General features: G+C 65.3%; 22 protein-coding genes. 16 read left to right on the top strand and 6 right to left on the bottom strand.

Translation table 11 applies throughout. The features are described 5' to 3' along the window. The first annotated feature begins 50 nt into the window (after window positions 1-50). Genes B586_RS18520 through B586_RS18510 form a run of 3 tightly spaced genes read left to right on the top strand, consistent with a single transcriptional unit; the run spans window position 51 to window position 3,527 of the window. Window positions 51-1,316, top strand: a complete 1,266-nt coding sequence (locus tag B586_RS18520; RefSeq protein ID WP_047316205.1) for an aspartate kinase — start codon at window positions 51-53, stop codon at window positions 1,314-1,316. Next, window positions 1,316-2,371, top strand: a complete 1,056-nt coding sequence (locus B586_RS18515; RefSeq protein ID WP_054879172.1) for an aspartate-semialdehyde dehydrogenase — start codon at window positions 1,316-1,318, stop codon at window positions 2,369-2,371. The genes B586_RS18520 and B586_RS18515 overlap by 1 nt, the downstream gene beginning before the upstream one ends. 7 nt (window positions 2,372-2,378) lie before the next feature. Further along, window positions 2,379-3,527, top strand: a complete 1,149-nt coding sequence (locus tag B586_RS18510; protein ID WP_054879173.1) for a DUF4185 domain-containing protein — start codon at window positions 2,379-2,381, stop codon at window positions 3,525-3,527. An 8-nt stretch (window positions 3,528-3,535) separates the two neighbouring features. On the opposite strand, the gene B586_RS18505 is transcribed toward B586_RS18510, so the two are convergent. Beyond that, window positions 3,536-4,972, bottom strand: a complete 1,437-nt coding sequence (locus B586_RS18505) for a flavin monoamine oxidase family protein (RefSeq protein WP_054879174.1) — start codon at window positions 4,970-4,972, stop codon at window positions 3,536-3,538. 344 nt (window positions 4,973-5,316) lie between these two features. On the opposite strand from B586_RS18505, the gene B586_RS18500 reads away from it, so the two are divergent. The 8 genes from B586_RS18500 (at window position 5,317) to egtE (ending at window position 13,079) form a co-directional block, all read left to right on the top strand. Beyond that, a complete protein-coding gene (locus B586_RS18500) occupies window positions 5,317-5,688 on the top strand; it encodes a hypothetical protein (RefSeq protein ID WP_082607695.1) in 372 nt (123 codons plus the stop codon). Between the two features lie 177 nt (window positions 5,689-5,865). Next, the gene (locus B586_RS18495) at window positions 5,866-6,279 is read left to right on the top strand and encodes a hypothetical protein (protein WP_054880821.1); all 414 of its coding nucleotides are present in this window, start codon (window positions 5,866-5,868) and stop codon (window positions 6,277-6,279) included. A 393-nt stretch (window positions 6,280-6,672) separates the two neighbouring features. Next, window positions 6,673-7,320, top strand: a complete 648-nt coding sequence (locus tag B586_RS18490) for a sensor domain-containing protein (protein ID WP_054880822.1) — start codon at window positions 6,673-6,675, stop codon at window positions 7,318-7,320. Window positions 7,321-7,464: 144 nt separating this feature from the next. Next, window positions 7,465-8,784, top strand: coding sequence for an ergothioneine biosynthesis glutamate--cysteine ligase EgtA (egtA, locus tag B586_RS18485; protein ID WP_054879176.1), 1,320 nt, complete (start codon window positions 7,465-7,467; stop codon window positions 8,782-8,784). A 176-nt stretch (window positions 8,785-8,960) separates the two neighbouring features. Beyond that, window positions 8,961-10,256: an ergothioneine biosynthesis protein EgtB gene (egtB, locus tag B586_RS18480; RefSeq protein WP_054880823.1), complete on the top strand. Its 1,296-nt coding sequence runs from the start codon at window positions 8,961-8,963 to the stop codon at window positions 10,254-10,256. Next, window positions 10,256-10,966: an ergothioneine biosynthesis protein EgtC gene (egtC, locus tag B586_RS18475; RefSeq protein WP_054879177.1), complete on the top strand. Its 711-nt coding sequence runs from the start codon at window positions 10,256-10,258 to the stop codon at window positions 10,964-10,966. Before egtB ends, egtC begins: the two co-directional genes overlap by 1 nt. Then, window positions 10,966-11,931, top strand: a complete 966-nt coding sequence (gene egtD, locus B586_RS18470; RefSeq protein WP_047316212.1) for an L-histidine N(alpha)-methyltransferase — start codon at window positions 10,966-10,968, stop codon at window positions 11,929-11,931. Before egtC ends, egtD begins: the two co-directional genes overlap by 1 nt. After that, window positions 11,928-13,079: an ergothioneine biosynthesis PLP-dependent enzyme EgtE gene (egtE, locus tag B586_RS18465; protein ID WP_054879178.1), complete on the top strand. Its 1,152-nt coding sequence runs from the start codon at window positions 11,928-11,930 to the stop codon at window positions 13,077-13,079. The genes egtD and egtE overlap by 4 nt, the downstream gene beginning before the upstream one ends. Window positions 13,080-13,167: 88 nt before the next feature. On the opposite strand, the gene B586_RS18460 is transcribed toward egtE, so the two are convergent. Then, window positions 13,168-13,854, bottom strand: coding sequence for a class I SAM-dependent methyltransferase (locus B586_RS18460; RefSeq protein WP_054879179.1), 687 nt, complete (start codon window positions 13,852-13,854; stop codon window positions 13,168-13,170). Between the two features lie 22 nt (window positions 13,855-13,876). Beyond that, window positions 13,877-15,349, bottom strand: a complete 1,473-nt coding sequence (locus B586_RS18455) for a glutamate-cysteine ligase family protein (RefSeq protein ID WP_054879180.1) — start codon at window positions 15,347-15,349, stop codon at window positions 13,877-13,879. A 124-nt stretch (window positions 15,350-15,473) separates the two neighbouring features. On the opposite strand from B586_RS18455, the gene glpK reads away from it, so the two are divergent. Continuing rightward, window positions 15,474-17,000, top strand: a complete 1,527-nt coding sequence (gene glpK / locus B586_RS18450; RefSeq protein ID WP_054879181.1) for a glycerol kinase GlpK — start codon at window positions 15,474-15,476, stop codon at window positions 16,998-17,000. Window positions 17,001-17,234: 234 nt separating this feature from the next. On the opposite strand, the gene B586_RS18445 is transcribed toward glpK, so the two are convergent. Then, a complete protein-coding gene (locus B586_RS18445) occupies window positions 17,235-17,945 on the bottom strand; it encodes a PadR family transcriptional regulator (RefSeq protein ID WP_054879182.1) in 711 nt (236 codons plus the stop codon). A 133-nt stretch (window positions 17,946-18,078) separates the two neighbouring features. Here B586_RS18445 and B586_RS18440 point away from each other — a divergent pair, with 133 nt between their 5' ends. Further along, on the top strand, window positions 18,079-18,465 hold the full coding sequence (locus B586_RS18440; protein ID WP_047316218.1) for a hypothetical protein: 387 nt from the start codon (window positions 18,079-18,081) through the stop codon (window positions 18,463-18,465). Here the strand turns inward: B586_RS18440 and B586_RS18435 are convergent. Further along, window positions 18,462-19,337, bottom strand: a complete 876-nt coding sequence (locus B586_RS18435) for an RDD family protein (protein WP_054880824.1) — start codon at window positions 19,335-19,337, stop codon at window positions 18,462-18,464. The two genes, B586_RS18440 and B586_RS18435, sit on opposite strands and share 4 nt — an antisense overlap. A gap of 79 nt (window positions 19,338-19,416) precedes the next feature. Here B586_RS18435 and B586_RS18430 point away from each other — a divergent pair, with 79 nt between their 5' ends. The 3 genes from B586_RS18430 (at window position 19,417) to B586_RS18420 (ending at window position 22,169) form a co-directional block, all read left to right on the top strand. After that, entirely contained in the window at window positions 19,417-20,418 is a 1,002-nt protein-coding gene (locus B586_RS18430; RefSeq protein ID WP_047316219.1) for a stage II sporulation protein M, read from the top strand. A gap of 829 nt (window positions 20,419-21,247) precedes the next feature. Beyond that, window positions 21,248-21,547, top strand: coding sequence for a PE family protein (locus B586_RS18425; protein WP_054879183.1), 300 nt, complete (start codon window positions 21,248-21,250; stop codon window positions 21,545-21,547). A gap of 58 nt (window positions 21,548-21,605) precedes the next feature. Then, the gene (locus tag B586_RS18420; protein WP_054879184.1) at window positions 21,606-22,169 is read left to right on the top strand and encodes a PPE family protein; all 564 of its coding nucleotides are present in this window, start codon (window positions 21,606-21,608) and stop codon (window positions 22,167-22,169) included. A 108-nt stretch (window positions 22,170-22,277) separates the two neighbouring features. Here B586_RS18420 and B586_RS18415 read toward each other — a convergent pair whose 3' ends face one another. Further along, window positions 22,278-23,600, bottom strand: coding sequence for a DUF58 domain-containing protein (locus B586_RS18415; protein ID WP_054879185.1), 1,323 nt, complete (start codon window positions 23,598-23,600; stop codon window positions 22,278-22,280). Between the last annotated feature and the right edge of the window lie 52 nt (window positions 23,601-23,652).

Raw genomic sequence — 23,652 nt, 5'->3', positions numbered from 1 at the left:
GCAGGCACGTATTCTGTTGTGGACCCATCGCCAAGCAGGAAAGAGCAACAGTGGCGCTCGTCGTGCAGAAGTACGGCGGATCCTCGGTGGCCGACGCCGATCGGATTCGCCGCGTTGCCGAGCGCATCGTCGAGGCCAAAAAGCAGGGCAACGACATCGTTGTGGTGGTTTCCGCGATGGGCGACACCACCGACGACCTGCTAGACCTGGCGCAGCAGGTATGCCCGGCGCCGCCAGCCCGCGAGCTGGATATGCTGCTGACCGCGGGGGAGCGCATCTCCAATGCGCTGGTGGCCATGGCGATCGAATCACTCGGCGCCCAGGCCCGCTCGTTCACCGGCTCGCAAGCTGGTGTCATCACCACCGGCACCCACGGCAACGCCAAGATCATCGACGTCACCCCGACCCGGCTGCAGTCCGCGCTCGACGAAGGGCGGATCGTCTTGGTCGCCGGATTCCAGGGCGTCAGCCAAGACACCCGCGATGTCACTACGCTGGGCCGCGGCGGCTCGGACACCACCGCAATCGCCATGGCCGCGGCATTAGGCGCCGACGTCTGCGAGATCTACACCGACGTGGACGGCATCTTCAGCGCCGACCCCCGGATCGTGCACAACGCCCGCAAGCTCGACACCGTGACCTTCGAGGAGATGCTCGAGATGGCGGCTTGCGGCGCCAAGGTGCTGATGCTGCGCTGCGTGGAATACGCACGCCGCCACAACATTCCGGTGCACGTCCGGTCGTCGTATGCGGACAAACCAGGCACCGTCGTCGTCGGATCGATCAAGGACATACCTATGGAAGACCCCATCCTGACCGGAGTCGCGCACGATCGCAGCGAGGCCAAGGTGACCATCGTCGGGATACCCGACATCCCGGGTTACGCGGCCAAGGTGTTCCGCGCCGTGGCCGACGCCGACGTGAACATCGACATGGTGCTGCAGAACGTCTCCAAGGTCGAAGACGGCAAGACCGACATCACCTTCACCTGCTCCCGCGACAGCGGGCCCACCGCGGTGGCCAAGCTGGACTCGCTCAAAGACGAGATCGGCTTCACCCAGCTGCTTTACGACGACCACATCGGCAAGGTGTCGTTGATCGGGGCCGGTATGCGCAGCCACCCCGGGGTCACGGCGACCTTCTGCGAGGCGCTGGCTGCAGTTGGGGTCAACATCGAGCTCATCTCCACCTCGGAAATCCGGATCTCGGTGCTGTGCCGCGACACCGAACTAGACAAGGCCGTCGTGGCGTTGCATGAGGCGTTCGGGCTCGGCGGCGAGGACGAGGCGACCGTGTACGCGGGGACGGGGCGGTAATGGGTAGCAAAGGTTTGGCAATCGGGGTCGTGGGTGCCACCGGCCAAGTCGGCCAGGTGATGCGCACGCTGCTCGACCAGCGCGACTTCCCGGCCGAATCCGTGCGTTTTTTTGCCTCAGCCCGGTCGCAGGGGCGCAAGTTGGCCTTCCGCGGCCAAGAGATCGAGGTGGAAGACGCCGAGACGGCCGACCCCACCGGCCTGGACATCGCGTTGTTCTCTGCCGGCGCATCCATGTCTCGGGTGCAGGCGCCGCGCTTCGCCGCCGCCGGAGTGACGGTGATCGACAACTCGTCGGCGTGGCGCAAGGACGTGCAAGTGCCGCTGGTGGTGTCGGAGGTGAACTACGACAGGGATGTGCGAGACGCTTTCCCGCTCCCCAAGGGCATCATCGCCAACCCGAACTGCACCACCATGGCCGCGATGCCGGTGCTCAAGGTGCTGCACGACGAAGCTCAGCTGGTGCGGATCGTGGTGTCGTCGTATCAAGCGGTTTCCGGCAGCGGCCTGTCTGGGGTGGCCGAGCTCGCCGCCCAGGCGCGTGCGGTCATCGACGGTGCCGAGCAACTGGTACACGACGGTGGTGCCGTGCAATTCCCCGCGCCCAGCAAGTATGTAGCGCCGATCGCCTTCAACGTGGTGCCCCTGGCCGGATCACTGGCCGACGACGGCTCGGGCGAGACAGACGAGGACCAGAAGCTGCGCTTTGAGAGCCGCAAGATCCTGGGCATTCCCGACCTGGCGGTCAGCGGTACCTGCGTCCGGGTTCCGGTGTTCACTGGGCACTCGCTGTCGATCAACGCCGAATTCGCCCGGCCGCTGTCGCCGCAGCGGGCCCGTGACTTGCTGAACGGCGCTCCGGGCGTGAAGCTGGTCGATGTGCCGACGCCGCTAGCCGCCGCCGGTGTCGACGAATCACTGGTCGGCCGCATTAGGCGTGACCCGGGGGTACCCGACGGGCGTGGCCTGGCACTGTTCGTCTCCGGCGACAACCTGCGCAAAGGCGCGGCGCTCAATACGATCCAGATCGCCGAGTTGCTAGCCACGCAACTGTGATCCACGGGTGAGTTCCGCCCGGGTCGCGCGGTGCTCGTTGCACGCCGCGTTGTGTTTGTGTGTCGTACAGGCGTTTTGGGTTGCTTCTTGGACAGCGCACGCCGATCCACCCGCGCCGGCCCCAGCGCCGATTCTGCAGCCGCTGATGCCGGGTCAAGTGCTGCGGATCGGTCCGACGGCGGGCACCGGAACCCGCACCGGTGACTACGGCATCGGCGCCACCGACCTGTGCGAGTTCATCGAGTTCCCCACCAAGCTTTTGCAGGTTTGCGGCGACAGCTTCGCCGGCCAGGGGGTCGGGTTCGGTGGCTGGTACTCACCGGTCGCGCTGCACGTGGACACGGCGTCGGTCGACGACCCGACCGGGGTGCGCTACACCGGCGTCACCGGTGTGAACAAGCCGTTGCTGGCCGACCCCACACCGCCGGGAGACTCGCAGCTGCCTGCCGGCGTGGTGCAGATCAACCGGCGCAACTACCTGATGGTGACCACGACCAAAGACCTGGAGCCACAGGACTCCCGGCTGGTCACGGCCGAGCCCGCGCGTGGCAACTGGCAGACCGTCCCTGGGTCCCGACGCGCCGCGACCTACCAGGACGGCCGGCAGACCCAGATCAGCGGGTACTACGACCCGGTCCCCACCCCGGACTCGCCGAGCGGGTGGGTGTACATCGTGGCCAACAGTTTCACCCGCAGAGATCCCGCGCAGCTTTTCCGGGTCACACCGCAAACGTTCACCGACCGGTCCCGGTGGCAGGGTTGGGCGGCTGGACCCGATGGCGGTTGGAACAAGCCACCGACGCCGCTGTGGCCCGACCAGGTCGGCGAGATGTGCATCAGGCAGATCGACGGCCAGGCCGTGCTGTCCTATTTCAACGCCACCACCGGCAACATGGAGGTCCGGGTTGCCGCCAACCCGACGTTGCTGGGCACCGCGCCGGTGACCACGGTGGTGCAACACGACGAGTGGCCTGATCCGGCGGAAAGCCTGCCGCCTCCGTACGACAATCGGCTCGCCCAACCGTATGGCGGGTACATCTCACCCGGCTCCACCCTCGATGAGCTGCGGATCTTCGTCAGCCAATGGGACACCCGTGCGCGGGTGAGTGCGCCGTACCGGGTGATCCAATTCGCGGTCAACCCGTTCAAACCCTGAGCAGGCGCCTAAGTTGCGCGTCCCAGCACCGCATCAGCTGCGGCGTATCCGGCCTGGACCGCCCCTTCGAAATAGCCGGTCCATTTGCGGGACATTTCGGTACCAGCCCAGTGAATCCGGCTCACAGATTCGGTCATGGCGGGGCCGCAAGTGGTGAGTGTCTTGGGGCCGAGTACAGCGTTGAACGCTCCTCCGGTCCATTTTTCACTAGCCCAATTCGTTTCGATGAATTGGACCGGATGCATCGCCTCGTCGCCGAAGTACGTGACTAGCTCCGAGAGCACTGTCTGTTTACGGGTGTCATCGCCGGATTGATTGGCCAAGCCGATCGCAGCGGGACCGATGACGAAGCTCGTCAAGATCCCCGGTGTGCCGCTAGGCGGTGAGCTGTCGGCTGTTTGCACGACGATGCGATCACTCACCGATGCGCCGCTGAGCCCTTTCGCGCGCCACCAGGCGGTCGGATACACGGCGGCGTATTTGATTACCGAGCCCATGGGGGCTCGTTGAGTGAATTGGATACGACGGGCGGGCAGGGGAGGGCTGTAATCAATTACGCCGGCCAAATGGGGAGGAATCGCGACTATCACGCAGTCTGCTCGGTAGTCGCCCGCGGTAGTCGTGACGGTCGCCCCGCCGGTGTCCTGCACGATTCGCAGAACGGGTTGTTCAAGGCGTATGCGGTCACCGAGTTCGTCGGCGAGGCGCTCGGGAATTTGACCGGCCGCGCCATGAAAGAGCCACTGTTCGGGCTTTTCGTCGCTAGGGCCGGCCGCGTAAGAAGCGAGAGCAAACAACAGAGATACCGCGCCGGGGTCGGCCCCCTCTTGGCTGAGTGTCCAGTTGGCGACACAAAATCGGGCAAACGGAGATGTCGTGGTGGTGGCGAGCCAGCTGCTGACGGTTTGGGCGTCCAACGCGGCGGCGTCTGACGTGAGCCAGGGACGCTCGACGTTCACCGTCGCGGTCAGGGCGAGGAACTGATGCCAAACCCGGTTGGCTTCAGCGACTTCGGCAGCCGAGATTGCCGGTGAGGCTTCGGTCGGTGGCAAGTCACGATCGACGGTCGACAAGGCGCCGTTGTAACAGACGACGGTGTGCCCCGCATCGTGGTGATCGAAATGAGTGACGCCCAGGGACTCGGCGAGCGAGAGAATACCGCTTTGCGTGGGCCCGATCCATTGACCGCCAAGATCGATCCACCCGCCGTCGATAACAGGCTTGCGGACCATTCGACCACCGACCCGGTCACGAGCTTCCAACACCAGCGTGTCTATGCCCTGTCGGATCAGCTCACGCGCCGAACACAGCCCGGACAGGCCTGCGCCGACCACGATCACGTCGGCCGTGCGGATATCGGCTTGTCGGCCGCAGCCGCTCACGGCCCCGGACGCGGCTGTGAGCCCCAGCCCGGCCGCTCCGGCCGGCAGCTTTCGATGACTCACTGTGGCCGCTTACGCGCCATGGCAACTGACCGCCGGACCAGACGCCGCCGGCATAGCACCACCTCCGCGGGCAAAATACCCCAGCCCGCACGGCTTATGTGGCGCATCAGAACCTCACTAAGGAGAGCTACGGGCCTCCGGCTTGAGGTCTGCTGCGACGGGCCAGACTTTCGACAATCAGCGTTACCCCATGCTTGTGCGGGCACATCGTCCACTATCGCAAATCGGACAGCTCAATTTCGGTACCCGACGTCCCGGCAGCGCTGCCGCTCTGGCGGTTGTGCCAGGGCTCACAGCTTCTACCTAAGTAACGCAAAGCCGTGACTATTGTTTACCCCGGCATCATGCGTCTCATGAGTGAAACATCTGAAACCCCAACTACTGCCACCGCAATAGCAACGCCGCCTCCTGCAGCGGAGGCGGCGCCATACAAGACCCCCAAGGTCTTCCAGGCCGCGGCCTGGGTCGCCATTGTCGCCGGCATCGTGTTCATCGTCGCGGTCATTTTCTTTAGCGGCTATAGCCTTGGACGGCATGCCGGCCACCACGGCGGCTTCCACCACGGTCACCACAAGCAACACGCGATGGTCATCCACCCGAGGGCTCCGATCGGCGGCCCTGCGGCCACCCCGGGCGGTGGGCTTACCCCGTTGCGTCCCGGCGCGCCCGGTCAGGTGCCGTCGTCGGTCGCTTCGTCGGCGACGACCGCTCCGTAAGGTAACGGGGGAGTTCGAAGCCCTTCGCGGGCCAGCAGCCACAACCACAAGCCCGGCGCTCGGGTGAGCGCCGGGCTGCACGTTTGTCAGCTGCCACCGACTCCAACGCCGCAATTCACAGCAAGTTTGTTGCCGGATCTTGTTCCCTCGGTCGCGGGCCTGGACGATATTCAAGAAATGAGCGAAACACCAGAACCAACGAACCAACCGACTCCCGCCGCCGCAGCCCCGCCACCGCCACCACCACTGCCGCCGCCAGTGGCGCTGCAGGTCAAACCGAGCCGGCTGTACACGGCCGCGGCGTGGGTGGTGATCGTCGCCGGGATAGTGTTCATCCTCGCGGTCGTATTCTTCTCGGGCGCGGTGATCGCGGGGTCTCACCACCCCTGCCATTACCGCCATGACCACGGCATCTTCAAGCCCTGGGGACCGCCCGGTCCGGGTGTCGGGCCGGGGCAGTATTGGGCGCCGGGTGGTCCCGGGATTGCTCCCCCGTTCTTTGGCGGTCCGGTTGGCCCGGTCTTTGGTCCGGGTGGTCCCGGTCAGTTGCCGACGACCACGCCTTCTAGCACTTCGCCCGCACGGCCCTAGCGGGTACCCGGACGGGATGTCGAACTTTCTTAACTAATTCCAGAATCGGGGCCTCACGCAACTGCCGGCCCGGCATCTTGGCTGGGTGCGGCGGCACGGCATCGCACTGAAAGTACTTGATGCCCACCTATATTCGAGCCTTCGAAAGCTAGCGGACGCGTCACGGAACGGTGAATTACCATGCCGCTTCGGGATTTCCGTGAATCCGGCCAGCCTGCCCTAGACGCCCAACTCTCACGGCGGTCCCCAGGCCGACCTGTCGCGCGCTGCTAAGGACGGCAGCTCCTGCCGACATTCACCGCGCAGCGTCAGGCTGGCATGATCGAGACCCATGACAGTCGAAGTCGGTTACACCATAGAATCCACAGCGACCGGCGGCCAGTGAACCGGGCGATGCGGATATCCGCCGCGGCGATGGGTGTCGGTCTGGGCGTGGGGGCTGCGCTGGGGATACCGATCGCAGGCGCCCACCCCTCCGACCCGGGAGTGGTGTCTTACGCGGTCCTCGGCAAGGGCTCGGTGGGCAATATCGTCGGTGGACCCATGGGGTGGGAGTCGGTGTTCACCGAGCCGTCGCAGACGTACTCGGTCGACCTGCCGGTATGCAACAACTGGGCGGACATCGGGCTGCCCGAGGTGTACAACGACCCTGACTTAGCGTCGTTCAACGGAGCCATTGCCCAGACGTCGGCGAACGACCAGACCCACTTCGTCAAGCAGGCGGTCGGGGTATTTGCCACCAACGACGCCGCGGCCCGGGCCTTCCATCGGGTCGTGGACCGAACCGTGGGTTGCTCGGGACAGACCACCGCGATGCACCTGGATAACGGGACAACCCAGGTCTGGTCGTTCGAAGGTGGCGCGCCGACCGATACCGACGCGAATTGGACCAAGCAGGAAGCAGGAACCGATCGTCGGTGTTTCGTGCAAACCCGGCTGCGCGAAAACGTGTTGCTGCAGGCGAAGGTTTGCCAATCTGGCAACGCTGGTCCCGCGGTCAACGTGCTGGCCGGCGCGATGCAGAACGCGCTGGGTCAATAGCTCGGGTGTACGCCGTGCCACGAAAGGGCGCGGCAACGGGAATATGTCGGGGCGGTCTGCATGATGAAGGGGTGGCGGCTATCGTTCCGATAGCTGCGTAACAAGCGGTCCGCGAGATTTGCTCGGGCCCGGAGGGATCGTGATATGACGTTCGCTGCCATCACGGCCGCGGCTTCGCAGCTAGACGCCGCCTGCTCGGCCTCAGAGAAGAACAGTGTCGAGCTGGCCAGTTGCTCGGCTGCCGCGCAGTACATTGCCGACGGCTGTCTGGTCGATGCGCCGCTGGGACGGGTGGGTCTGGAAATGGAGGCGCACTGCTACGACCCGGCCGATCCGCAGCGCCGGCCGGGCTGGGACGAAATTACTGAGGTTTTGCAGTGGCTTAGCCCGCTGCCGGGCGGCAGCATGGTCAGCGTCGAACCCGGTGGCGCCGTCGAGCTGTCTGGCCCGCCGGCCGACGGCGTGCTACCTGCCATCGACGCGATGCACCGCGACCAGGCGGTGCTGCGGTCGGCTTTTGCCGACGCCGGGCTGGGGCTGGTTTTCCTGGGCGCGGACCCGTTGCGGCCGGCCGAGCGCGTTAACCCGGGGGCGCGTTACCGGGCGATGGAACAGTTCTTCGCTGCCAGCGACTCTGGGGTGGCGGGTGCGGCGATGATGACGTCGACCGCCTCGGTCCAGGTCAACGTGGACGCCGGGCCGCAAGCCGGATGGGCGGCGCGGGTGTGGCTGGCGCACGCCCTGGGGCCCACCATGATCGCGATCGCCGCCAACTCCCCGATGCTCGGCGGGGAATTCTCTGGTTGGGTCTCCACCCGGCAGCGGGTGTGGGGCCAGATGGACTCCGCACGCTGCGGACCCATCCTGGGGGCCAGCGGCGATGACCCCGGCACCGACTGGGCGCGCTATGCCCTCAAGGCGCCGGTGATGCTGGTGCACAACCTGGACGCCCCGGACCTTACCGCGGTCACGCACTATGTGGCCTTCGCCGACTGGGCGGACGGCTTGGTCCTGCTCGGCGGCCGCCGTCCGACCCTCGCCGACCTGGACTATCACCTGACTACTCTGTTCCCACCGGTCCGTCCACGGCAGTGGCTGGAAATTCGCTACCTCGATAGCGCGCCGGATGCCTTCTGGCCCGCCCTGGTGTTCACGCTGGTGGCGCTGCTCGACGACCCGGCCGCCACCGACATCGCGGCTGAAGCCGTTGAACCGGTGGCCACCGCCTGGGACACCGCGGCCCGGGTCGGTCTGCGTGACCGGCGGCTGTACGCGGCGGCCAACCGGTGTGTGGCCGTCGCCGCCGCAAACGCGCCGGCGGAGCTCAGCGACGCGATGGAGCGGCTGGTCTGCAGGGTCGAGCGGGGCCGCTGTCCCGGGGACGACTTTTCCGAGCGGGTAATCAAGCACGGCATCGCGGCTACGGTCGCGGAGGCCGCGCGGTCGACCCAAGGGGGCCTGTGACGTTCGCTGATGATTCCGACCCGTCCCCCGCAAGCGGGCGGTACCCCCAGCGCCCGGCTGCGCCGCGCTTGCGATCGTCATGCGCTGATGATTCCGACCCGCTGCGCCCGGCTGCGCCGCGCTTGCGATCGTCATGCGCTGATGATTCCGACCCGCTGCACCCGGCTGCGCCGCGCTTGCGATCGTCATGCCGGGGGCAGCTCGCCGACGATCTGACTCGCGCGCGGCTGCGGACGTTGCGGCTAGTCGATTTCGACGACGCCGAACTTTGCCGGCAGTACGACCCGTTGATGAGCCCACTGGTGTGGGACCTGGCGCACATCGGTCAGCAGGAGGAGCTTTGGCTACTGCGAGGCGGTGACCCGAATCGGCCCGGGATATTGCCGCCAGCTGTCGAGGGCCTCTACGACGCCTTCAAGCATTCCCGGGTCAGTCGTGTCGAATTACCGCTGCTGTCTCCGGAGCGGGCGCGGTCCTATTGCCGCACCGTGCGGTCCGCTGCTCTGGATGCCCTCGATGCCCTACCTGACGACCCCGCTGGCGACGAGGCGGCCTTCGTGTTCGGCATGGTGGTCAGCCACGAAAACCAACACGACGAAACCATGCTGCAGGCATTGAATCTGCGCACCGGGGCGGCGCTGTTGCCCGACACGTCCGCCCTGCCTGCCGGGCGGCGTGGAATGGTCGGAACGTCGGTGCCCGTACCCGCCGGCCCGTTCGTGTTGGGCGTCGACGCCGCCAGCGAACCGTATTCGTTGGACAATGAGCGTCCCGCCCACGTCGTCGACGTACCGGCGTTCCGGATTGGTCGGTTTCCGGTCAGCAACGGCGAATGGCAACACTTCATCGACGACGGCGGCTACGCCGACGCGCGATGGTGGTCGGCGCGGGGCTGGCAGCACCGTCAGTGTGCGGGCCTGACCGCGCCGCAATTCTGGAGTTCCGACGGGTGCACCCGCATCCGGTTTGGCTATGTCGAAGACATTCCGGCTGACGAGCCGGTGCAGCATGTCTCCTACTTTGAAGCCGAGGCCTACGCAGCCTGGGCCGGCGCGCGGCTGCCCACCGAGACGGAGTGGGAGAAGGCCTGTGCGTGGGATCCGGCGACGAACACCCGGCGTCGCTACCCGTGGGGGGTCGAGGAGCCGACGGAAGCGCACGCCAACCTGGGTGGCAGCGCGCTGCGTCCGGCGCCGGTCGGCGCCTACCCGGCCGGAGCGTCGGCTTACGGGGTCGAGCAGATGCTGGGCGATGTCTGGGAGTGGACAAGCTCGCCGCTGCGGCCCTGGCCGGGGTTTGTTCCGATGATCTATGAGCGTTACTCGCAGCCGTTCTTCGACGGCGACTATCGGGTGCTGCGGGGTGGATCCTGGGCCGTGGAGCCTGCCATCCTGCGGCCCAGCTTCCGCAACTGGGATCACCCGGTTCGCCGCCAGATCTTCTGCGGTCTCCGGTTGGCGTGGGACGTTTGATGTGCCGTCACTTGGGGTGGCTGGGAGCGCAGGCCACGGTGTCGTCGTTGGTGTTAGACCCGCCGCACAGTCTTCGGGTGCAGTCCTATGCTCCGCGTCGGCAAAAGCATGGGCTGATGAACGCCGACGGGTGGGGTGTCGGGTTTTTCGACGGCTTTTCGGACTGCCAGGTTCCCCGTCGTTGGCGCAGCTCTGCGCCGTTGTGGGCCGACGTGTCGTTCGACTCGATAGCGCCCGCGCTGCGCAGTCACTGTGTGGTGGCCGCGGTGCGCTCGGCGACCGTAGGCATGCCGATTGAAGCCAGCGCAACCGCGCCCTTCACTGACGGCCATTGGTTGTTGTCGCACAACGGTGTTGTCGACCGTGCTGTGCTGCCGCTTAGCTCGTCCGCCGAATCGGTTTGCGACAGCGCGATACTCGCGGCCACCATATTCGCGCGTGGGCTCGACATGCTGGGCGAAACCGTCGTGCAGATCGCTGCTGCCGACCCGGATGCCCGACTTAACGTGTTGGCCGCCAATGGGTCTCGTCTGTTGGCCACCGTCTGGGGTGACACGTTGTCCATTCTGCGCCGTGACGACGGTGTGGTGCTGGCCAGCGAGCCGTATGACGACGTCTACGACTGGGAGGACGTGCCGGACCGCCACTTCGTCGAAGTCACCGCGGAGGGTGTCACATTGACATCCCTAGATTACCCGAAAGGATCTTGATGACGCTATCGCTGGCCAACCACCTCGCCGCCGAATCGGCGTATCACGCGTTGCGTCGCGATGTGTTCGACGGCCTGCAAAAGACACCGAAGTCATTGCCGCCCAAGTGGTTCTACGATTCGGTGGGCAGCGATCTGTTCGACCAGATCACCCGGTTACCCGAGTATTACCCGACCCGCGCCGAAGCTGAGATCCTGTGTGCTCGATCAGCCGAAATCGCGTCCGCCAGCCACGCCGACACCTTGGTGGAACTGGGCAGCGGGACGTCGGAGAAGACCAGGCTGTTGTTGGACGCGCTGCGTGACCGCGGGTCGCTGCGTAGGTTCGTACCGTTCGACGTCGATGCCAGCATGCTGTCGGCGGCCGCAACCGCCATACAACACGAGTACTCAGGCGTCGAAATCAACGCTGTCTGCGGCGATTTCGAGGAACATCTGGCCGAGATTCCCACCGGTGGGCGACGTATGTTCGTGTTCTTGGGGTCGACGATCGGCAACCTCACGCCCGAACCACGCGCGGAGTTCCTCGCAACCTTAGCCGCGGTCATGCGGCCAGGGGACAGTCTGCTGCTGGGTACCGACCTGGTCAAGGACGCCGCTCGGCTGGTGCGTGCCTACGACGACGCTGCCGGGGTGACCGCCCGGTTCAACCGCAATGTGCTGGCGGTGATCAACCGGGAACTCGACGCCGATTTCGACGTCGAGGCCTACCGGCACGTCGCGCGCTGGAACACCGCTGCCGAGCGCATCGAGATGTGGCTGCGGGCCGAGCGGCGCCAGCGGGTGCGCGTCGCTGCGCTCGGCTTGAGCGTCGACTTCGCGGCCGAGGAGGAGATGCTCACCGAAGTTTCCTGCAAGTTCCGCTCGGACGGGGTGGGTGCCGAATTGGCTGCGGCGGGAATGCGTCGCATCCGGTGGTGGACTGACAGCGCTGGCGACTTTGGGCTGTCGTTAGCGATCAGGTGAACGGTGCCGATTCGCTGCCCGACCGATGGCGGGCGGCCCGCCCGCCGGTCGCCGGGCTGCATTTGGACAGTGCGGCCTGCTCGCGTCAGAGTTTCGCGGTCCTCGACGCTACCGCTCAACACGCGCGGTTCGAGGCCGAAGTCGGCGGGTATGTCGCCGCTGAGGCCGCCACCCCGGTGCTGGATGCCGGGCGGGCCGCGGTCGCCGCATTGAGCGGCATGCCCGACGCCGAAGTGGTGTTCACCACCGGCTCGCTGCACGCGCTGGACTTGCTGCTTGGCAGCTGGCCGGCAGGACCGGCGGACCGAAGGACGCTGGCCTGCCTGCCCGGCGAATACGGTCCCAACCTGGCCATGATGGCCGCACACCGATTCGATCGCCGACCGCTGCCCACCCTCGCGGACGGCAGGTTGGCGCTCGACGACGCGGCTTTCGCCTTGGCCGCGGACCCACCTGATCTGGTTCATCTGACCGCGGTGGCTAGCCACAGCGGTGTCGTGCAACCGCTGTCGATGATGGCGCAACTCTGCGCCGAGTTGGGATTACCGCTGGTCGTAGACGCCGCTCAAGCGCTAGGCCAGGTGGACTGCGCGGTGGGTGCGGATGTGACCTATGCGTCGTCGCGCAAGTGGATCGCCGGGCCGCGCGGTGTGGGCTTCCTTGCGATGCGTCCTGAGCTGATGCAGCGGTTGCATCCGAGACTTGCGGCCTCGGGGTGGGCGTCGACGAATCTGACGGTGGCCCAGCAACTCGAACTCGGCGAGGCCAATGTCGCTGCGCGATTGGGTTTTTCGGTAGCACTGGGGGAACATTTGGCGTGCGGACCGGCGACCGTGCGAGCACACCTGGCCGCGCTGGGTGGCATCAGTCGGACGGTGCTGGCTGATGTGCGCGGGTGGCGGGTGGTCGAGGAGGTCGATGAGCCGAGCGCGATCACCACCCTGGCTCCGGACGAGGGTGCCGATCCGCAGGCGGTGCGGGCATGGCTGCTCGCCGAACGGCGGATTTTGACCACCTACGCTTCAGTGGAGCGAGCGCCGCTGCAGCTGAGGGCGCCGGTGTTGCGGATCTCGCCGCACGCCGATACCACCGCCGACGACCTGGTTTCCTTCGCCGAAGCTTTGGCGAGCGCAACCGCGGCTACCTAATGCTATGGAGTACCGCGGCGAAAAAGGAGATGTCGCGCCCGGGCCGGCTATACGCTAGCGCCTTGGTTCATTGCTTGATGACGAGACGTTACGCTTTGTGCGCTGTCAGCAGGTATGCGGGAAACTTCATCCGGCCCTGTTCGTCGCGGTCGTGCGGCGGAAATTCGAACGGCGCCCCGGCGATCTCGGGGACATTGGCGTGAATATAGGCAGGCCGAATCTCGTCGATCTCCCAGTATTTGCTCACCGCGGCGTGCAATTCGGCCTCGTCGACTTCGTTGGGCCCGGTTTCCAGCTCGGCGGGGAAGGCGCCCTTGGCGAACACCAGCACGTAGTAGCTGGCGCCCGGGGCCGCCGCGCGGTGCACCGAGCGCAGGTAGCCGTCGCGGCCCTCCACCGGCAGCGAGTGAAACAGCGTGCTGTCGACCACCGTGGCGAACCGTCCGGCGGATCCGGCTGGATAGCCGGAGAACTCAGTGATGTCGGCCTGCACGAAGCTGGCTGTGGTCAATCCACGTTCCTCGGCCGCCTTGGTGGCGGCGGCGACGGCCGTCGGCGTGAGGTCGATGCCGACCACGGTGTAGCCGTCGGCGGCCAGCGCCAACGACAGCTCGGCGAACCCGCAGCCAGCGTCCAGCACGTCGCTGCGGAATTTGCCCTCGGCGATCAGCGCGGCCAGTTCGGGTTGTGGCTCACCGATGTTCCACGGCGGTGGGCCCTCGAAGCCGCCCTGTTCGCGGTAGGTGCTGTCCCAATCCATGATCTCGTTGGCCATGGTTCCTAACCTACGCGCGCATTCAGGCGTCCCACATGTGCACCGGCTCGTTGGTGTGCATGTGCTCGCAGTACCGCCGCAGCATCTCGGCCAGTGCCACCGGCCGAGCCATCCCATCGTCCTGAAGCGCCCGAACCGTGGACACCTGCCAGCGTGCGCCATTGCGGCCGGTCTTGGCGCGGCCCTCGATGACGCCGAGGAACCGGTCGCGCACGTCGGCGTCGACCCCCCACCGCCGCAAGCCTTCGTCGGCCATCGGGAGCAACGTGCCCAACACCAACTGCGGTGCCGTCACACCGCCCAATCCCGGCCAGTGTAGCTGGGCGTCCATGCCGTTTTGGGCCGCCTCGCCGAAATTTGCTTGTGCCGCAGCGAAACTCATCCTGGTCCACAGTGGGCGCTCCTGTTCGGACATGCTGCGTAGCGCGCCGTAGTAGAAGGCTGAATTCGCCAGCATGTCAACGATGGTCGGTCCCGCCGGCAACACCCGATTCTCCAATCGCAGATGTGGGCGTCCGTCGACAACGTCGTACACCGGTCGGTTCCACCGATACACAGTGCCGTTGTGCAGACGCAATTCGGACAGATGCGGGGTGCGTCCGGCGGCCAGCTCGGCAACTGGATCCTCGTCGGAGACCTCAGGCAGCAGGGACGGGAAGTAGCGAATGTTCTCCTGGAAAAGGTCAAGGATCGAGGTGATCCAGCGTTCGCCGAACCAGACTCGCGGTCGCACACCCTGGGTCTTGAGTTCCGCGGGGCGGGTGTCGGTGGACTGCGTGAACAGTTCGATACGGGTTTCGGCCCACAGTTGGTGGGCGAAGAAGTAGGGCGAGTTGGCGCCCAGCGCCAGCTGCGGGCCGGCCAGCACCTGAGCCGCGTTCCAGTGGGCAGCGAAATCCATCGGAGCTACCTGCAAATGCAATTGCATGCTGGTGCACGCAGATTCGGGCGCGATGGTGGCGGTATGCCAGGCAAGTGGCTCCGGACCGGCAATGTTGATGGGGATGTCCTCGCCGCGGGCGCGGAAGATCGACTCGTTGAGGGCCGCATACCGCGCTGAATCGCTCATCCAGCCGTCGATCAGATGTTCCGGCATCAGCGTGGGCAAGATGCCGATCATGACGATATGGGCACCGCCGGAGTTAGCCTTGGTCTCAGCATCATTCAGGCTGGCGCGTACTTCGGCCTCCAGATCCAGGCTGGTGTGTCCGGGCAGCGGCCGCGGTGGAACATTGAATTCGATGTTGTAAGCTCCTAATTCGCTTTGGTAGGCGGGATCGTTGATGGCGTCCAGCACGTACCGGTTCGACATGGTGGGCTGGTAGTCAGCGTCGACAAGGTTGCATTCAATCTCCATGCCGGTGAGCGCCCGGTCGGTATCGAACGGGCACTGCGCAAGCATCGTTTCGAAGACGTCCAAACACCGCTGCATCTTGCGCTGGTATTCCAGCTGATGCGTGCGGTTATACGTGGTGCGCTTGACCTCTTCGCCCACACCGCCGATGCAACAGGTTTGCCGCCGGTAACGCAAGTACGCCGGTTAGCTGCCGATTCATCGACCGGGTAGACCATCATGGACGATTACATGAAGTGTCACAGTTCACGCCGGAGGAGCGCAGTTGGCCGAGTTCGCTGAATTCATCGCCGCCATCGACCAGGGCACCACCAGCACCCGTTGCATGATCTTCGATCACAATGGTGCCGAGGTGGCCCGCCACCAGCTTGAGCACGAGCAGATCCTGCCCCGCGCCGGCTGGGTCGAGCACAATCCCGTCGAGATTTGGGAGCGCACCGCGTCGGTGCTGATGTCGGTGCTCAACGCCACCAATTTGGCACCGAAAGATATTGCAGCGCTTGGAATTACCAACCAACGTGAGACGACCCTGGTGTGGAATCGGCGCACCGGACGGCCGTACTGCAACGCGATCGTCTGGCAGGACACCCGCACCGACCGCATCGCCGCCGCGCTGGACCGAGACGGTCGCGGCGACGTGATCCGCCGCAAGGCCGGCCTGCCGCCGGCGACCTATTTCTCCGGCGGGAAGTTGCACTGGATCTTAGAGAACGTCGACGGGGTGCGCGCCGCCGCTGAAAACGGTGACGCGCTCTTCGGCACCGCCGATACCTGGCTGTTGTGGAATCTGACCGGCGGTCCGCGGGGCGGCGTGCACGTCACCGATGTAACGAACGCCAGCCGGACCATGCTGATGGACTTAGAGACGCTGGATTGGGACGACGAACTGTTGTCGTTCTTCTCCATCCCCCGGGCGATGCTGCCGGCGATCGCGTCGTCGTCGCCGCTGCAGCCCTACGGCGTCACGTTGCCGGATGGACCCCTCGGTGGCGAAGTGCCGATCACCGGAGTCCTGGGCGACCAGCATGCGGCGATGGTCGGTCAGGTGTGTCTGGACGCGGGAGAAGCCAAAAACACCTACGGCACCGGCAATTTTTTGCTGCTTAACACCGGTGAGGCGATCGTGCGATCCGACAACGGCCTGCTGACCACCGTCTGCTACCAGTTCGGGGATGCCAAACCGGTGTACGCGCTGGAGGGTTCGATCGCGGTGACCGGTTCAGCAGTGCAGTGGTTACGTGATCAGCTGGGCATCATCAGCGGCGCTGCGCAAAGCGAATCGCTGGCCCGTCAGGTCGCCGACAACGGTGGGGTGTACTTTGTACCGGCATTCTCCGGGCTGTTCGCCCCGTATTGGCGATCCGATGCACGAGGCGCCATCGTGGGCCTATCACGGTTCAACACCAACGCGCACCTGGCCCGCGCGACGTTGGAAGCGATCTGCTACCAAAGTCGGGACGTGGTGGACGCGATGGCAGCAGATTCCGGTGTGCGCCTTGAGGTTTTGAAGGTCGACGGCGGCATCACCGGCAACGACCTATGCATGCAGATTCAGGCTGATGTGCTGGGTGTGGACGTGGTACGCCCGGTAGTTGCCGAGACCACTGCGCTGGGCGCCGCCTATGCGGCGGGTCTGGCGGTCGGGTTTTGGGCCAGCCCGTCCGACCTGCGGGCCAATTGGCAAGAGGACAAGCGTTGGACGCCGACGTGGGACGAGGACAAGCGGGCAGCGGGGTATGCGGGCTGGCGTAAAGCCGTGCAGCGGACTCTGGATTGGGTCGATGTGTCCTGAGTTGATCCCTGCCGACGGGAAGTGGGGGTCCCTTCCGGGTGCCCCCACTTCCGGCCCCTCCGGCCCCGCGCCGTTGCGGGTGAAGCATTTGGTTCGCTCGACTGTGTTGGTGCAGAACTTTATCAACATTGGTTGAAGCGTCCGCTCCCCGGCCCGCCGAGTGGCGCGAGCGTGCGTAGTGTGCACAGGGACACGCCGTGTTGGCTGACATTTTGCGCGCGCTCGCGGGACAGGCTAGTCCTCGCCGAGGATGCCGTAGATCTCGCGTCGTGCGTTGTTGATGATTTCCACGATGCGCTGCTGCTGGTCAGCGTTGGCGGTATGTGCGGATTGCATGACCGCACCGAACAGCTGGCCCAGCGCTGCTCGCAGGCTGATGTGGCCCGGGTCGACACCTTGGGCGATCTGGTCCCACGGCGGGGTCTCGACTTTCTCTGCCGCGGCGCGGCCATCGTCGGTCAGCTCGAAAAGCTTCTTGCTGCCGTCGGTTTCACTTGCGGTGATCAGGCCTTCGTCGGCGAGCAGCTGTAGCGTCGGGTACACCGAACCGGGGCTGGGCCGCCATATTCCGTTGCTCCGTTCGGCAATCTGCTGGATCATCTCGTAGCCGTGCATCGGTCGCTCGGTGAGTAGCACCAGAATGGCTGCTCGCACATCACCGCGGCGGCCCCGGCCGGCGCCGCCACGGCGCCAGCCACCGCGCGGACCGCCCGCGCCAAAGCTGAAACCGAACCCGGAGCCGAAGCCGGGGCCGAAACCAGCGCCGAAACCGAACGGCCCGTCGTGACCGCCGTGATGGTCACGCAGGTGTTCGAAGAATTCGTGTCGGGCGTGCCGCCGGCCGCCGCGCAGGGCACGCCGCTGTGCGGGGCCCGGTCCGAAACCGAATCCGAGGCCTGGCTCGGCCGCGAAGGGCCCGGTAGGAGGAGTGAATGGGTCGTTCATATCCGTAGTCCTTTGCGTTTGAGGAGCACCACCCATGCTCCTGGTATATCACGATATATCGCTAACTAACGTGGTGCAACGTTCGTTGTGGTGGTCTTGTTTGCGTGCAGCTGCACGCGGGTAGCACCGTCTGATGAACGGTAAGAACGGCAACCTGACGATCGATCGCGGTGCCGACATCGCCAGCGAATCGGCGCAGGGCAACCGCCGCCGGAACATTCGACTATGGGTCAACTGGGGGCTGGCGCTAACGACGGTGCCGGTGGCCGCGACCGTGATGCTGTTTGCGCTTGGTGCTGTGCTGAGCACCGATGACTGCGTCGACCGCCAATGCCCCAACCTAGGACTCGCGGGGATTGATTTTGGCGTGTTGTTCTACGGTGCACCTCTGGTGGCGGTGTTGGTGATCGGTATCTCGTTTTTCTCCGCGACGCGCCCCGCGGGCATCGCCGTCCCGCTGTGTGGATGGGCGCTGTTAGTCGCCGACGTCGCCATACTGGCGGCCACTGCCACGCACTAGCGAGGGGGCGAGAATCCACCGCTGTCCTGCCGCGGTGCCTGCTGCGGCCAGGAAGCGGATGGCCGCCCAGGGAACCCGGGAGGGACGGGATACTGGGGCACCGTCGGTGGCCACAGTGGCGGGCCGACCGATGTTGGACGAAGGCGCACCAGCTCGCGGCGATGTCGTTCAGCGAGCACGGCGGCTAGCACCAGTTGCGGCGGCGCGCCGGGCGGGGGTGGCGGGGCGATACGAGATACCACGTCACCGGCGATCCGGTAGGCCATCTGCTCTCGTAGTTGGGGATCGAGTTGAGGTGCCCGGGAAAGGAATTGGCGTGCGATCTCGACCTGCTTAGCGTTGAGACCCGACAGCTGCAGCGACGACGCCCACCACGTCAATGACGGTGGCATAGCCGGCGGCGGCCCCAGCCGAGGACCGCGTTCACTGATTACGACTGTGCCGGCGAAGATGTCGCCGATACGTTTGGCCTTCGGCGACAAGATGCTGCAGATTACGGCGGGGCTCCCTAACAGCATCCACATTTCCACCACCGACGCCAGCGCGCGAAACAGCGCCTGTCGGAAGCGTTCCGGGCCGCCGTCGTCGGAAACCACCCGCAGGCCCATCACGATCTTGCCCAATGACCGTCCCCGCGTCGCGGTTTCTAAGACCAAGGGATACCCGACCATCACCAGCACAGTGAAGATGATCAGGATGGCGGTGGTCAACGCGTCATCGAACTCAGTCAGGGTGGCGGCCCACAGCATCAGCCCGAGCACGTAGCCGACGAATATCACCGTGATATCGATCAGCGCGCCGACAGCCCGCACCGGCAACTGGGCGATCTGAACGTCAAGTACTACGGCGTCCCCGGTTACCACCTCCGACATACCACCGAACGGTACAGGCCAATGCCGACCCGCTGCGCTCGGCTTCGCCGAGCTTGCGATCGTCATTAGGCTGCGCAGGGTGGACGTCGATGCATTCGTGCTGACCCATCGTGGGACGTGGGACCGGCTCGACCAGTTAATCAAGAAACGTCGATCGCTGACCGGCGCCGAAGTCGACGAACTAGTCGAGCACTACCAGCGGGTGTCCACCCATCTGTCGATGTTGCGGTCGGCCAGCACGATCGGGTCGGACACACTGCTGATTGGCCGGCTCTCGAGTCTGATCGCACGCGCTCGCGCCGCGGTGACTGGCGCGCATGCCCCGCTCAGTAGTGCCTTCATCCGGTTTTGGACCGTGTCTTTCCCCGTGGTCGCTTGCCGAACATGGCGGTGGTGGCTGGCGACCGCGGTCGCGTTCTTCGCCGTCGTGCTGGTGATCGCGTTTTGGGTAGCCGCCGATCCCGAGGTGCAGTCCGCCGTCGGAACACCAAGTGAAATTGGCGAATTGGTCAATCACGATGTCGAGTCTTATTACAGCGCGCACCCGGCTTTGTCGTTCGCCCTCCAGGTATGGGTGAACAACTCGTGGGTGGCGGCGAAGTGCATTGCGTTCTCCGTCGTGCTTGGTATACCGATCCCGTTCGTGCTCTTCCAAAACGCCGCCAACCTGGGACTGATCGCAGGTCTGATGTCCCAGGCCGGCGAAGGCGGGCACCTGCTGGGCTTGCTAGCGCCTCATGGGCTGCTGGAGCTGACGGCGGTGTTCTTGGCCGCGGCAACTGGAATGCGGCTGGGGTGGTCGGTGATATCGCCCGGTGACCGGCCGCGTGGACAGGTGCTTGCCGAGCAAGGTCGAGGTGTTGTCTCGGTCGCGGTGGGATTGGTGGGCGTGCTGCTGATCTCCGGGTTGATCGAGGCGTTGGTGACACCGTCATCGTTGCCGACATTTGTTCGGGTGGGCATCGGAATCATCGCCGAAGTGGGATTTCTGTCGTACATCGGGTACTTCGGCCATCGTGCCGCGAAAGCCGGGGAGACCGGCGATATTGACGACGCACCTGACGTGATCCCAACCGGCTGAGGCACGCTCATAAGCCGCGTCTCCAACTAGGCAAGCCCGCCGGCTGAGGCCAAACGCCGCTATGTCGAGCTGATCCGCTAAGGATTTAGCGGCGCTGGCCCGTCGCAGCGAGTGCTTCCGATGGCACCAACGAGTCGCGTTCGTCGCCGCTGTTCAACGGGCCGGGTTGATCAACCAAAATCCGCAAGTTGCAAAAGAGTTTAGCACCAACATGATATGGGCCTTGGGCATCCTAGACACCGCTGGGCTGAAACGGTTCAGCGGCGTGGTCGTGGTAGCTGTGGCCGCCGTCGGGGATGCCGCTTCCAGTAACGGAGGCGCTATAGGTTGGGTTAAAACTTGCTAGCCCCATCGTGTTTGGGTGTGCTCGTGCGCGGTAATTGGGGACCCGTTGCGGATGCGATCGGGTTAACTCGATCGCGATGTCCATCCAGTGTCGCTAGGAGCGCGTATCGCCCGATTCGATGGATGTCGAGTGCCGTCATATCCAGTTCGCGCCGCACCAGATCCCTAGGGGATTGAAGCCCAGATTGGCCGGCACCGGGGTCGCGGATATTGGCTGTGGCCCGGTAGACACCAGCGTCGAGCGCGATCGGTGCCGGTCGCGCCGCTGAGTTGTGTGCCATGCCCGGAGGCCGCATACAGCCCAATATTAGATATGTGTTTAATAGTTGGCAGGGCGAGCGGACTTTGGCTGTCCTGCCCGCCATAGCTGTGATCATGACCGGCAGCTGGGCTGTCCGAACCGTCAACGGTGCGGACATGCAGACAAACCGCTAGGTGGGCCCGCCCCGGGGCATTTTTTAAATAGGAGAGGAGTGGAGTTGGCATGTCTTTTGTGACCGTTGTACCCGAGGCGTTGACGGCCGCGGCTGATGCGTTGCACGACATTGGTGAGGGCATGGTTACCAGCGGTGACGCTGCAGGCCGGGTGACGGCGGCTGTTGTTGCGCCGGCTAACGACGAGGTGTCCAAGGAGCTGGCGGCGTGCCTTTGCGCGCAGGCTCAGAACTATGCGGAGGTCAGCGGCCGGGCCGTGTCGATTTTCGACGAGTTTGTGGTCTCGGTGGCGAGCGGCTCAGATCAGTATGTGACCGCCGAGGCCGACAATGCCACACACATCGGGTGATCTGGTTGCCAACGATACCCGTCGCAGCGGTCGTGATAAGCACAAAGGAAGGAAGAAGATGAAGAAGGTGGATTTCTCAGCGATACCACCGGAAGTTATCTCCCACCAGTTTGATGCCGGCCCCGGTGAAGCCTCACTCGACGCCGCCGCCCTTGCGTGGCACCAGTTGGCGAAGGACCTGTATGCGGTATCGAAGGGCATTGCCGGTACGCTGACCACGCTGACCGGGGCGTGGCAAGGTACGGCGGCGATACAGATGGCCCAGGCGGTCGCGCCGTATCAGGCTTGGCTAAGCGACGCAGCAGCTGGTGCCCACCAGACCGGCCTCATGACCACGCACGCCACGCACGCCTTTGAGAGGGCGCGTAGCTTGTTAATCGATTCAGCGATCATCGACGAACTCGTCCTTGCGAGAACGAAAGTGCACAACGACTTCGGGCAAGACGCTGCCGCGATCGCGTTGTTCGACGACAAATACCAGGAATACTGGGTCACGAATGCCCAGGTAATGAATTCCTATGCAGCTGCCGTGGCGGATGCGATGTCGAAGGTGACCCCGTTTGCGGAGGCGCCGAAGATCACCACCGCGGCCGGGTTGGTCGCGAATGGTCTCGCGGTGTAGTACCCAGTACCCACGCCGCGGTTGAGCAAGCTAGCCAGGTGATGGATAACGTGAGGTTGTAGGGAGGACCGGGGTGGCGGCCGATCGCACAGTGGCGGACATCGAAAGTTAAAGTCGGCCGGTTGCTTTCATCGCCAGATAGCGGTCGGCAAGCGCGGGCGCGAGTTCCGCGGGCGCCGCGTCGACGACGTCCACCCCGCTGCGGCGCAATCGCGACGCAATGGAACGCCGGTCATTGCGCGCTCGTTCGGCAGCTGCCGCGTCGTACACTGCGGCCGCATCGGAACGCCCCGCGGCCATGTGGTCGACGCGTGGGTCTGTGACGGCGGCGATCATGACATGATGCTTGGTCGATAGCTGCGGCAGGATCGGTAGCAGTCCTTCGTCGAGGGCGGTCGCGTTGAGATCGGTCAACAACACCACCAGCGACCGTCGCCGTGTGCGCCGAGCAATGGCGGCAACCATTGTGCGCCAATCAGATTCGACCAGGGTGGGTTGCAGCGGGGCCATCGCATCAACAAGCTGGGCGAGCAGTTCGGTGCGCGACGCGCCAAACACGCCGGCCCGGGTCACCCGGTCGTGGGCGAGGAAGTCGACATGGTCGCCGGCCCGCGACGCAAGTGCTGCCAGCAGCAGGGCGGCGTCCATCGACCAGTCCAGCCGGGGCCACCCCGCGGGGTCGGCGGCGGTCGGGTCGACGCCGACGCGGCCGGCGGCCATGCGTCCGGTGTCCAGCACGAGCACAACTCGCCGGTCGCGTTCGGGCCGCCACGTGCGGACCATGACGTCGGCACGACGCGCGGTCGCGCGCCAGTCGATCGAGCGCACGTCATCGCCGACGACATATTCGCGCAGTGAATCGAATTCGGTGCCCTGACCGCGTATCAAGGTCGGCAAGAGCCCGTCGATCTCCCGCAGTTTGGCAAGCCGCGACGGCAGGTGTTTGCGAGAAAGGAACGGCGGCAGCACCCGGATGGCACCAGGCACCCGCTGTGAACTCTGCCGGCCCGCCAACCCTAGTGGCCCGATGGATCGGGCGGTGATCATCGCCGCGCGCTGGTCGCCGCGGCGAATTGGCCGCAGGACGGTGTCGACATGCTGGCGCTGCCCGGCGCCGATGTCGACGGAATGGGCGCGCGGTTCAGCGCACGCGCTGGGTGGCCACGCATCGCGGACTTGGCCGCGGAACCGGCGGCCGCCGTCGTTATGGATCAGCAGGCCCGCGTTTACCAGCTGGGCGAGTCGGGCCGAGCGGTCTGGTGAACGGGTATAGCGCAGCCTGCGGGTGTTGGCCGCCAGCACGATGTCAACGGCCACCAAGGTCGCCAGCGCCACCAGCAGCACCAGGAAAGCCTTTGCCGGCCAAGGCGACAGCGCGATCGGCACGACGCAGATCAGCGCTACCAAGCCGGTACGTCCGGTCAGTATCATGGGCGCCGCTCCTCCTCGCCGATTTTGTCGCTGCGCGCCATATCGTCGCCGG

It is taken from the genome of Mycobacterium haemophilum DSM 44634 (assembly GCF_000340435.2).
GTDB lineage: Bacteria > Actinomycetota > Actinomycetes > Mycobacteriales > Mycobacteriaceae > Mycobacterium > Mycobacterium haemophilum.
The sequence above is the reverse complement of the archived record's forward strand: the minus strand, read 5'-3'. Positions and strand labels throughout refer to the sequence as shown.

What these genes read in the sequence shown, in the direction of transcription:
- B586_RS18515 (WP_054879172.1), top strand. Translation starts at nt 1,316, where the DNA reads ATGGGTAGCAAAGGTTTGGCAATCGGGGTCGTGGGTGCCACCGGCCAA.
- B586_RS18500 (WP_082607695.1), top strand. Translation starts at nt 5,317, where the DNA reads ATGCGTCTCATGAGTGAAACATCTGAAACCCCAACTACTGCCACCGCA.
- B586_RS18495 (WP_054880821.1), top strand. Translation starts at nt 5,866, where the DNA reads ATGAGCGAAACACCAGAACCAACGAACCAACCGACTCCCGCCGCCGCA.
- B586_RS18490 (WP_054880822.1), top strand. Translation starts at nt 6,673, where the DNA reads ATGCGGATATCCGCCGCGGCGATGGGTGTCGGTCTGGGCGTGGGGGCT.
- egtA (WP_054879176.1), top strand. Translation starts at nt 7,465, where the DNA reads ATGACGTTCGCTGCCATCACGGCCGCGGCTTCGCAGCTAGACGCCGCC.
- egtC (WP_054879177.1), top strand. Translation starts at nt 10,256, where the DNA reads ATGTGCCGTCACTTGGGGTGGCTGGGAGCGCAGGCCACGGTGTCGTCG.
- egtD (WP_047316212.1), top strand. Translation starts at nt 10,966, where the DNA reads ATGACGCTATCGCTGGCCAACCACCTCGCCGCCGAATCGGCGTATCAC.
- B586_RS18460 (WP_054879179.1), bottom strand. Translation starts at nt 13,854, where the DNA reads ATGGCCAACGAGATCATGGATTGGGACAGCACCTACCGCGAACAGGGC.
- B586_RS18445 (WP_054879182.1), bottom strand. Translation starts at nt 17,945, where the DNA reads ATGAACGACCCATTCACTCCTCCTACCGGGCCCTTCGCGGCCGAGCCA.
- B586_RS18440 (WP_047316218.1), top strand. Translation starts at nt 18,079, where the DNA reads ATGAACGGTAAGAACGGCAACCTGACGATCGATCGCGGTGCCGACATC.
- B586_RS18435 (WP_054880824.1), bottom strand. Translation starts at nt 19,337, where the DNA reads ATGTCGGAGGTGGTAACCGGGGACGCCGTAGTACTTGACGTTCAGATC.
- B586_RS18425 (WP_054879183.1), top strand. Translation starts at nt 21,248, where the DNA reads ATGTCTTTTGTGACCGTTGTACCCGAGGCGTTGACGGCCGCGGCTGAT.
- B586_RS18420 (WP_054879184.1), top strand. Translation starts at nt 21,606, where the DNA reads ATGAAGAAGGTGGATTTCTCAGCGATACCACCGGAAGTTATCTCCCAC.
- B586_RS18415 (WP_054879185.1), bottom strand. Translation starts at nt 23,600, where the DNA reads ATGATACTGACCGGACGTACCGGCTTGGTAGCGCTGATCTGCGTCGTG.